The following is an 8,625-nucleotide window of genomic DNA, read 5'->3' on the forward strand; positions in this document are numbered from 1 at the left end:
TTTGGTGCGGATTTGTCGACCAGCGATTTGGCATAAGCCAAACGTTCCATGTAAACCACAGGAATATGACCGGCGCGTGGCGCCGGGATGACGACTTTATGACCGATGTGCAATCCCAATCCTTGACGCTCTACGTCACCTGTCCCAAGGGCCTCGAGGGCTTGCTGGCCGACGAACTCGCGGGCTTCGGCGCGGAGGTGACCGGGACGACCGTGGCGGGTGTCCACGTTCAGGCCGATGTCGCGATGGCCTATCGCATCTGCCTGTGGTCGCGCCTGGCAAATCGCGTGGTGCTTTGCCTTCTGCGCGAGCAGGACATAGAACGTCCCGAGTCGCTGGTCCAGGCCGCCCGCCGGGTCGACTGGCGCGCACACCTGCGTACTGGAAGCAGCCTGGCCGTGGATTTTCATGGTCAATCCGAGCATATTCGCCATACGCGCTTCGGGGCTCAGAGCGTCAAGGATGGCATCGTCGATTCGATGCGGGCGGCTGGCCATGAGCGCCCGGTGATCGAGCTCAAAAACCCCGATACGCGTATTTACGCGCACCTGCATCGTGGGCGTTTGCTGCTAGGACTCGATCTGGTCGGTGGTAGCCTGCATCAGCGTGGCTATCGCCGCGATGCCGGCCATGCACCGCTCAAGGAAAACCTCGCCGCCGCCTTGCTGATGCGTGCCGACTGGCCGGCGCGGGCACGGCGTGGGGAACCCTTGCTCGATCCCATGTGCGGGGCGGGTACGTTGCTCATCGAGGCGGCCTTGATGGCGGCGGACATCGCCCCCCAGTTGGCCCGGCACTATTTCGCCTTCGAGGCCTGGGCGGAGCACGACCCCGGCGTATGGCAAGAGCTCAAGCGCGAGGCGGACGCCCGTGCCAGCGTGGGGCGCCGCCGCGTGAAGTCAAAGCTGTTCGGGCGCGATCAGAGCCCACCGGCCATCGCCGCCGCCAAGGCCAATGCCATGCGCGCGGGAATCCCCTCCTTGATCGAGTTGCAAGGCGCCGAGGTGGCGCAACTCACGCGGCCGGAAGGCGTCGACGGGCCGGGGCTGGTCATCACCAATCCGCCGTATGGCGAGCGCCTGGGCGAGTTGCCCGAGGTGGTGCCCATTTATACCGCCCTCGGTGAACGTTTGCGCGCCGAGTTCGAGGGCTGGCAATTGGCGCTATTTACCGGCAACCCCGACCTGGGTCACCGCACAGGACTGCGGGCCACCAAGCAGTATGCATTCAAGAACGGGCCGCTGGATTGCAAGTTGCTAATGATCCCGGTCGTGGTGGAGAGCGCCTCGCGCGGTGCCTCTGTCCAGGTCTCGGCCAAGAGCGGCTCGGCAGGCGAGCAAGACGCCCAGGAGGCACCGAGCCGTGCCCCGCGCAACGAGGGCGCGCAGATGTTCGCCAATCGGCTGGAGAAGAACCGCAAGCGACTGAAGAAGTGGCTCAAAAAGTCCGGCGAGAGTTGTTATCGACTCTACGATGCGGATATGCCGGAATATGCCCTGGCGGTGGATGTCTACGGCGAGCACGTACACGTGCAGGAATACGCGCCACCGCGCTCGGTAGACCCGCGCCAGGCGCAGCGTCGCTTGTTCGATGCCTTGGAGGTCATTCCCCAGGTGCTGGGCATGCGGGCGGAAAACGTGCACTACAAACAGCGCACACGACAATCGGGCAAGGCGCAATACACCAAGCAGGGTGCCAGTGGCGAACGTTTCGAGGTCAGTGAAGGGCCGGCACGGTTGTGGGTCAATCTTCGCGACTATCTGGATACCGGCTTATTTTTGGACCATCGTCCCGTGCGCCGAATGTTGCGCGACATGGCTGACGGCAAGCGCTTTCTCAACCTGTTCTGCTACACGGGAACGGCGACGGTTCAAGCAGCGCTGGGGGGCGCGAGCGACAGTGTCAGCGTCGATCTTTCCAATACCTACCTGGCCTGGGCACGCGATAACTTCGCGCTCAACCGTCTCGATCCCAGCCGGCATCGGGTGATTCGTGATGACTGTCTGCGGTGGTTGGAAACGGCGGGTAGCGAGTTCGACCTGATTTTCCTGGACCCGCCGACGTTCTCCAATTCCAAGAAGATGGATGACGTACTCGATGTGCAGCGCGATCACGCACGCCTCATCGAACTGGCGATGGCGCGCCTGTCAGCGGACGGCACATTGGTGTTCTCCAACAATCAGCGGCGCTTCACGCTCGACACCAGCATCGGCGAACGTTTCGCGGTGGAAGACATTTCGGCACGGACGTTCGATCCGGACTTCGCACGGCGCCCGGATCTGCATCATTGCTTCCTGATTCGTCACCACTGAGAGCAACGGCCGCGAGTGGTGCGGGATCAGAGGCCGTCGAGCAGCGACAGTTGGCGCATCGCCTCCTGGGCCTCGGGGCTGGTGTCATCGCTGGCCTCGAAGACCTTGGCGAAGCCGCGCGAGGACTGGATATGCGCGACATCCTCGAGCCATGTCGTGGCCTGCGCATAGCTGTCGGCCAGTTGATGCTTGAGGCCGCCGAACTGGGTGCCGATCTGGCCCCAGGCGCGGCTGAATATCCAGTCACCGAACATATCCTGGTGGACATGCACGAGAACATAGTCGTGTTCACTTTCCCAGCGGACGATCACGAGAACTCCTGATGGTGCCGTTGTGGTTGGCAATGGGCTTGTGACGTGTCTTTCGCGGGCCTACTATCGACATTCCCGGCGGGTATCGAATCCCCGGCGAGCACACCGTCTCCGGTGTCGCCGTGGACAGGCAAGTGCGCCCCGTGCGTATTGTAACCGGCCGTCGGACGTGAACAAGGGAGAAAAGAGAAGGTCATGCGCATCCTGGTCGATGAAAATATTCCTCTGGCCGACGACTTCTTTGGCGAGCTGGGCGATATCACCCGCTTGCCCGGGCGCGACATCGATGCTGCAGCGGTCCGCGAACAGGACCTGTTGGTCGTGCGCTCGATTACACCGGTGAATGCGGCGCTGCTTGACGGCTCCCGAGTGCGTTTCGTAGGCACCTGTACCATCGGTACCGACCATGTCGATCTAGACTATCTGCGAGAAGCGGGCATCGGATTCGCCAACGCGCCGGGCTGCAATGCCGACTCGGTGGTCGACTACGTGCTCTCGAGCCTCTTATTGCTGGCTGAGGAAGATGGTTTTCATCTAGCCGGCAAGACCATCGGCATCGTCGGGGCCGGCAACGTGGGTAGCCGTCTGGCGGAGCGCCTGGATGATCTCGACGTGACGTGCTTGATCTGCGATCCGCCACGCGCCGAGGCGGAAGGCCGCGAGGATTTTCTGGCGTTGGATAGCCTGCTCGAGCGTGCCGATATCGTCTGCCTGCATACGCCGCTGGTGTCGGAGGGGGAGCACGCGACTTGGCATCTGCTGGATGCGGGGCGTATCGACGCCCTGGCGTCGGGCACCGTGCTGATTAACGCTGGACGTGGCGCCTGTCTCGACAATCAGGCGCTGCGCGAGCGTCTCCAGCGCGCCAACGATCTACGCGTGGTACTGGACGTATGGGAAAACGAGCCGGGCATCGATCACGGCCTCTACGATCTCGTCGATATCGCCACGCCGCATATCGCCGGGCATAGCATCGACGGCAAGATGCGCGGCACTGAGCTTGTCTATCAGGCGGCGATGCGCCATTTTGGCTTGCCGGCGCGCAAGAAGCTCGGTCAGCTCAAGCCGGACCCATGGCTGCGCAAAATCGTCCTCACGCCTTGGTCGCCGCCGCTGGAAGCGCTATCGCTATGCACGCGAGCCTGCTACGACGTGCGCCGCGACATGCTGGCGTTCGATCGCTACCGCCGACGCATGGGGATGGCGGCGGGTTTTGATGCCTTCCGCGCCGAGTATCCGCTGCGGCGTGAGTTTTCCACCCTGCGCGTCGAGCTCAAGCAGAATAAGGGCGGCTTGCGTGACGCCCTCGAAGGTTTTGGTTTCAAGGTCAAGCTTTCTAACAAGTAGCAAGTCCTGAGTAGCAAGTTTAAGAGGCCTGGCAGCATACGCTGCGCCGAGACGAAAGCACCCACCGACCTTTTGATGAATTCAGGGCCGGTGGGTGCTTTGCGTTGCGCAGCAGTGTGCCGTAATTATTCGCGATAGGCGCTTTCCTTGAGGGCGCGAATGCGATCATCCAGCGGAGGGTGGCTGGAAAACAAGCGTTCCATGAGCTTACGCGTCTGTCCAGTGGTGATGGCGAAGGCCGTCAGCGTATCCGGCATCTGGTCGGGCATCTGCGTTTCGGCCTTGAGACGCCCCAAGGCATTGATCATCGCGCCGCTACCGGCGAGCTTGGCCCCGGCGGCGTCGGCGCGGTATTCGCGGAAGCGTGAGAACCAGGCGACGATGATTGAGGCCACCAGACCGAAGACGATCTCGGCGACGATGACCACCGCCATGTAACCGAAGAAGCCCAGGCCACCGCCTTCGTCGTCGCGACGCAGGAAGCTATCCACCAGTTGCGCGACGATGCGCGCGAAGAACATCACGAAGGTGTTGAGCACGCCCTGAATGAGCGCCAGCGTGACCATGTCGCCATTGGCAACGTGGCCGATCTCATGCGCTAGTACCGCTCGGATTTCCTCGGGGCGCATGCGCTCGAGCAAGCCGGCGGAGACCGCGACCAGAGCATCGTTCTTGTTCCAGCCCGTGGCGAAGGCGTTGGATTGCTGCGCGGGAAAGATCGCCACCTCGGGCATCTGGATACCCGCATCGCGAGCCAGCTCGCCGACGGTGTCGAGTAGCCATTGCTCGGTCGCATTGCTGGGCTGCTCGATCACCTTGGCCCTGGTACTCCTCTTCGCCATCCATTTGGAAATGAACAGCGATACCAACGACCCGGCCATGCCGATCACGAAGCAGAAGATCAACAGGCTGTTCATGTTGAGCCCGTTGGCGTTGAGGTAGGGCTCCACCCCTAGCAGTCGCAGCGTAATACTGGCCACGATCACCACGGCCAGATTGGTCGCGAGAAACAGCAGGATTCGCATCATCGATGGGTTCCCTCAGTTAGTGAGACAGCAATAGTCATGCCGATTCTTGTTGGCCATTAGATACGGCGTCTTGCCTTGGGTTTCAAGACAAATATCGATAATCGTTGAAAGCGCGATGATTCCCGCCCGAGCCAGGCTCGGGCGAGGGTCGGGTCATTGGCGGTAGCGCGACAGGAAGTTGGCGAAGCGGTCGAGGGCATCGTCGAGCTGGTCGGCCCAAGGGAGGGTGACGATGCGCACATGATCGGGAGACGGCCAGTTGAAGGCCGTGCCCTGGACCAGCAGGATCTTCTCCTGCAAGAGCAGGTCGAGTACCAGCTTCTGGTCGTCCTGAATGTTGAAGACCTCGGGGTCGAGACGCGGAAAGGCATACAGCGCCCCCTTGGGCTTGACGCAACTGACACCGGGAATCGCATTGAGCTTGTCATAGGTAATGTCGCGCTGGGCAAGCAGACGCCCACCGGGTAGCACCAGGTCGTTGATCGACTGATAGCCGCCGAGTGCCGTCTGGATGGCGTGCTGGGCGGGCACATTGGCGCACAGACGCATCGAGGCCAGCATGTTGAGCCCCTGAATGAAGTCGTCGGCGCGCTGCTTGCCGCGATTCCCGGAGAGAATCATCCAGCCGCTGCGAAACCCGGCGCAGCGATAGCTCTTGGAAAGCCCATTGAGCGTCACCACGAGCTGGTCGTCGTCGGCCAGCGCGCCGGTGGAGACATGCTCGGCATCGTCGTAGAGGATCTTGTCGTAGATCTCGTCGGAGAACACCACCAGGCCGTGGCGCCGCGCGATCGCCAACAATTCCTTGACCACTTCCGGCGGATAGACGGCGCCGGTGGGGTTGTTGGGATTGATGATGACGATGGCCTTGGTGCGTGCGGTGATCTTGTCGCGTACATCGTTCAAGTCCGGCGCCCAGTCGGCCTGCTCATCGCACAGGTAATGCACCGGCCGCCCGCCGGAGAGGTTGGCCGACGCCGTCCACAGTGGATAGTCGGGCGCGGGGATCAGTACCTCGTCGCCGTCGTCGAGCAGCGCCTGCATGGCCATGGCGATCAGCTCGGAGACGCCGTTACCGACGAACACATCTTCGACGCTGACATCGGGAATGTTCTTGCGCTGGCATTCTTGCATGATCGCCTTGCGCGCCGAATAAAGTCCCTTGGAATCGCAGTAGCCCTGGGCCGTCGGCAGGTTGCGCATCACATCCTGAAGAATCTCTTCAGGGGCTTCGAAACCGAAGGATGCGGGATTGCCGATGTTGAGCTTGAGGATGCGCTGGCCTTCGTCTTCGAGCCGCTTGGCGTGGTCGAGTACCGGGCCGCGAATGTCGTAACAGACGTTATCGAGCTTGTGCGATTTCCGAATGGGCGTGTCGGTATCCATGAGGCTTCCGTTTGCTGCGCAGCCGGTGGGGTGGAGGCGGTGTTTCCGTACCGTTCGGGGCGGGCTGCCGCGCCGCTTCCTAGCATACCGTGGCGCGCGGGCCACGCAAATGGCCCGCATCGGAATAGGCGATTGAAGTAGAAGGGTAAAAGCTTGGCTGTTTAGGCCGGGGAGGGTGACGCGTCCAGGGAGGGATCGTTTTCCTCGGGCACAGGGATGTCGTCCGGTGTTTCTAGCGTCAGACGCCCGAGCTTGCCATCGCGCAGCTCGTGCAGCAGCACTTCGGCGCCGCGGTGCATGTCGACGACGCCGCCGGCGCGCAAGCCGCCCCGTTTGCCGGCGATGGCCTCGACGATGGCTTGGCCATCGAAGCCAGCCAGCGCCAGCAAGTCGCGATGCGGTGGCCCGTCGGCTTCGACGCTGTCGGCATCCGGATTGGGAGTGTAGGCAGGCAACGTTTTGAGCTTGTAACGCGCCTTGAGGGCATCCGGGTAACGCTTGGCCAGCTCGGCGGCGGCGACGATGGCGACATCGCTATATTCCATGGCGGTATCGCGAATCGCGCCGCTGGCCGCCAGGCGATAGGCACTGGCCTGGTCCTCGATCTTCGGCCATAGCACGCCGGGGGTGTCGATCAGCGCGACTCGGCCATCCAGGCGTATTTTCTGCTGGCGCTTGGTAACGGCCGGCTCATTGCCGGTCTTGGCGAGCTTCTTGCCGGCCAGGCCATTGATCAAGGTAGATTTGCCGACATTGGGGATGCCCATCACCATCACGCGTACGTCGCGATCGGCGCGTACATGACCGGCGAGCTCGTGGCATAGCGCGGGGATGCGCTTCAACTCGCGCGATTGGGTGGTGGTCACCGCCAGCGCGCGGATATCGGGCTGGGCGTTGAAGTGTTCCACCCAGCGCTCAGTCTGCTCGGGGTCAGCGAGATCGGCGCGCGAGAGCACCTTGAGCACTGGTTTGTGCTCGGTCAACTCGGCCAACATGGGGTTGGCGCTGGAGTAGGGCAGGCGGGCATCGAGGACTTCGAGTACCACGTCGATTTCCGGTAGCGCCTCCGTTATCTGACGGCGGGCCTTGTGCATGTGTCCGGGATACCAACCCAGCATCGTCTTTACTCCAGCTCGAACAAACGGCCGCCTATGGTAGCAGAGCGAAGCCCGCTAGCAGAGCGGCGGCCGCGATGAATCTCACTCTCCAGATGCAAGACTTTCCAAATGCAAGACTCTTCCGGTGAATTACTCGCCGGGGTGGAAGTCGAGCGATACTGAATTGATGCAATAACGCTGCCCGGTGGTCTCCTGCGGACCGTCGGGGAATACATGTCCCAGATGTGCGTCGCAGCGACGGCACGTGACCTCGACGCGGCGCATGCCGTGAGACGTGTCCAAATGCTCCTCGACGCCAGCATCGGCCAGCGGTCGGTCGAAGCTCGGCCAGCCGCATCCAGAATCGAACTTATGCTCGTTTTCGAAGAGCGGGGCGCCGCAACAGATGCAGTGGTAAATGCCTTGTTCGTCGGAGACCTGGTGATCGCCGGTGAAAGGACGCTCAGTGCCTTTCTCGCGCGTCACGCGATACTGCTCGGGGGTTAACTGCTCCCGCCACTCGTGTTCGCTTTTATGCGTCTTCTCGCTCATTGCCGCCTCCTGCGTTGCGGATACTGTGATGCGCCATGCCGATGCCAAGAGCCCTTGTAACGCATGAGGGATGTCACGGCGTTTACTACAGTGGGCGCCACTTGGTCCACAATATGGGGGCATGGCAGCAACAAGAAAAGGGTGTTCAGACAGAGGGTTGACACCCGCGGGGGTGCCCAGTAATATACGCCGCACCTCGACGAGGCGAGTGATGACACGTCCCATTCGTCTAGTGGCCTAGGACACTGCCCTTTCACGGCAGTAACAGGGGTTCGAACCCCCTATGGGACGCCAACTCACCTCGTGTGGCTGGAAATGCGGGAATAGCTCAGCGGTAGAGCATCGCCTTGCCAAGGCGAGGGTCGGGAGTTCGAATCTCCTTTCCCGCTCCAAAATGCGTCCCATTCGTCTAGCGGTCTAGGACACTGCCCTTTCACGGCAGTAACAGGGGTTCAAACCCCCTATGGGACGCCACTTTCAGTCAGCGTGAGGCCGCAGTATCGGTGTTGTTTGTGATGCGGGAATAGCTCAGCGGTAGAGCATCGCCTTGCCAAGGCGAGGGTCGGGAGTTCGAATCTCCTTTCCCGCTCCA

At 61.9% G+C, this 8,625-nt stretch carries 7 protein-coding genes and 4 tRNA genes; 6 read left to right on the top strand and 5 right to left on the bottom strand.

What is annotated here, in order from left to right:
• Positions 1-98 precede the first annotated feature (98 nt).
• The gene (gene rlmKL / locus LUN51_RS13855; protein ID WP_277811720.1) at positions 99-2,312 is read left to right on the top strand and encodes a bifunctional 23S rRNA (guanine(2069)-N(7))-methyltransferase RlmK/23S rRNA (guanine(2445)-N(2))-methyltransferase RlmL; all 2,214 of its coding nucleotides are present in this window, start codon (positions 99-101) and stop codon (positions 2,310-2,312) included.
• 26 nt (positions 2,313-2,338) lie between these two features.
• On the opposite strand, the gene LUN51_RS13860 is transcribed toward rlmKL, so the two are convergent.
• The gene (locus LUN51_RS13860) at positions 2,339-2,623 is read right to left on the bottom strand and encodes a hypothetical protein (protein WP_277811721.1); all 285 of its coding nucleotides are present in this window, start codon (positions 2,621-2,623) and stop codon (positions 2,339-2,341) included.
• A gap of 195 nt (positions 2,624-2,818) precedes the next feature.
• Between LUN51_RS13860 and pdxB the strand changes: the two genes are divergently transcribed.
• Positions 2,819-3,970 (top strand): 4-phosphoerythronate dehydrogenase PdxB, encoded by a 1,152-nt coding sequence (gene pdxB / locus LUN51_RS13865; protein WP_075370530.1) that lies wholly within the window; start codon positions 2,819-2,821, stop codon positions 3,968-3,970.
• A 125-nt stretch (positions 3,971-4,095) separates the two neighbouring features.
• Here the strand turns inward: pdxB and htpX are convergent, their stop codons facing one another.
• The 4 genes from htpX to msrB form a co-directional block, all read right to left on the bottom strand.
• Positions 4,096-4,998 (bottom strand): protease HtpX, encoded by a 903-nt coding sequence (gene htpX / locus LUN51_RS13870; RefSeq protein ID WP_097022300.1) that lies wholly within the window; start codon positions 4,996-4,998, stop codon positions 4,096-4,098.
• 153 nt (positions 4,999-5,151) lie between these two features.
• Entirely contained in the window at positions 5,152-6,384 is a 1,233-nt protein-coding gene (locus LUN51_RS13875) for a pyridoxal phosphate-dependent aminotransferase (RefSeq protein ID WP_040243891.1), read from the bottom strand.
• Between the two features lie 161 nt (positions 6,385-6,545).
• Positions 6,546-7,502, bottom strand: coding sequence for a ribosome biogenesis GTPase YlqF (gene ylqF / locus LUN51_RS13880; protein ID WP_277811722.1), 957 nt, complete (start codon positions 7,500-7,502; stop codon positions 6,546-6,548).
• Positions 7,503-7,631: 129 nt separating this feature from the next.
• Positions 7,632-8,033, bottom strand: a complete 402-nt coding sequence (gene msrB, locus LUN51_RS13885; protein ID WP_246920958.1) for a peptide-methionine (R)-S-oxide reductase MsrB — start codon at positions 8,031-8,033, stop codon at positions 7,632-7,634.
• A 218-nt stretch (positions 8,034-8,251) separates the two neighbouring features.
• Between msrB and LUN51_RS13890 the strand changes: the two genes are divergently transcribed.
• The 4 genes from LUN51_RS13890 (at position 8,252) to LUN51_RS13905 (ending at position 8,625) form a co-directional block, all read left to right on the top strand.
• Positions 8,252-8,327 (top strand) — tRNA-Glu (locus LUN51_RS13890).
• A gap of 23 nt (positions 8,328-8,350) precedes the next feature.
• A tRNA-Gly gene (locus LUN51_RS13895) sits at positions 8,351-8,425 on the top strand.
• 6 nt (positions 8,426-8,431) lie between these two features.
• Positions 8,432-8,507, top strand: a tRNA-Glu gene (locus LUN51_RS13900).
• A 43-nt stretch (positions 8,508-8,550) separates the two neighbouring features.
• A tRNA-Gly gene (locus LUN51_RS13905) sits at positions 8,551-8,625 on the top strand.

The sequence above is a fragment of the Chromohalobacter canadensis genome (genome assembly GCF_029544075.1).
GTDB classification, from domain to species: domain Bacteria; phylum Pseudomonadota; class Gammaproteobacteria; order Pseudomonadales; family Halomonadaceae; genus Chromohalobacter; species Chromohalobacter canadensis_A.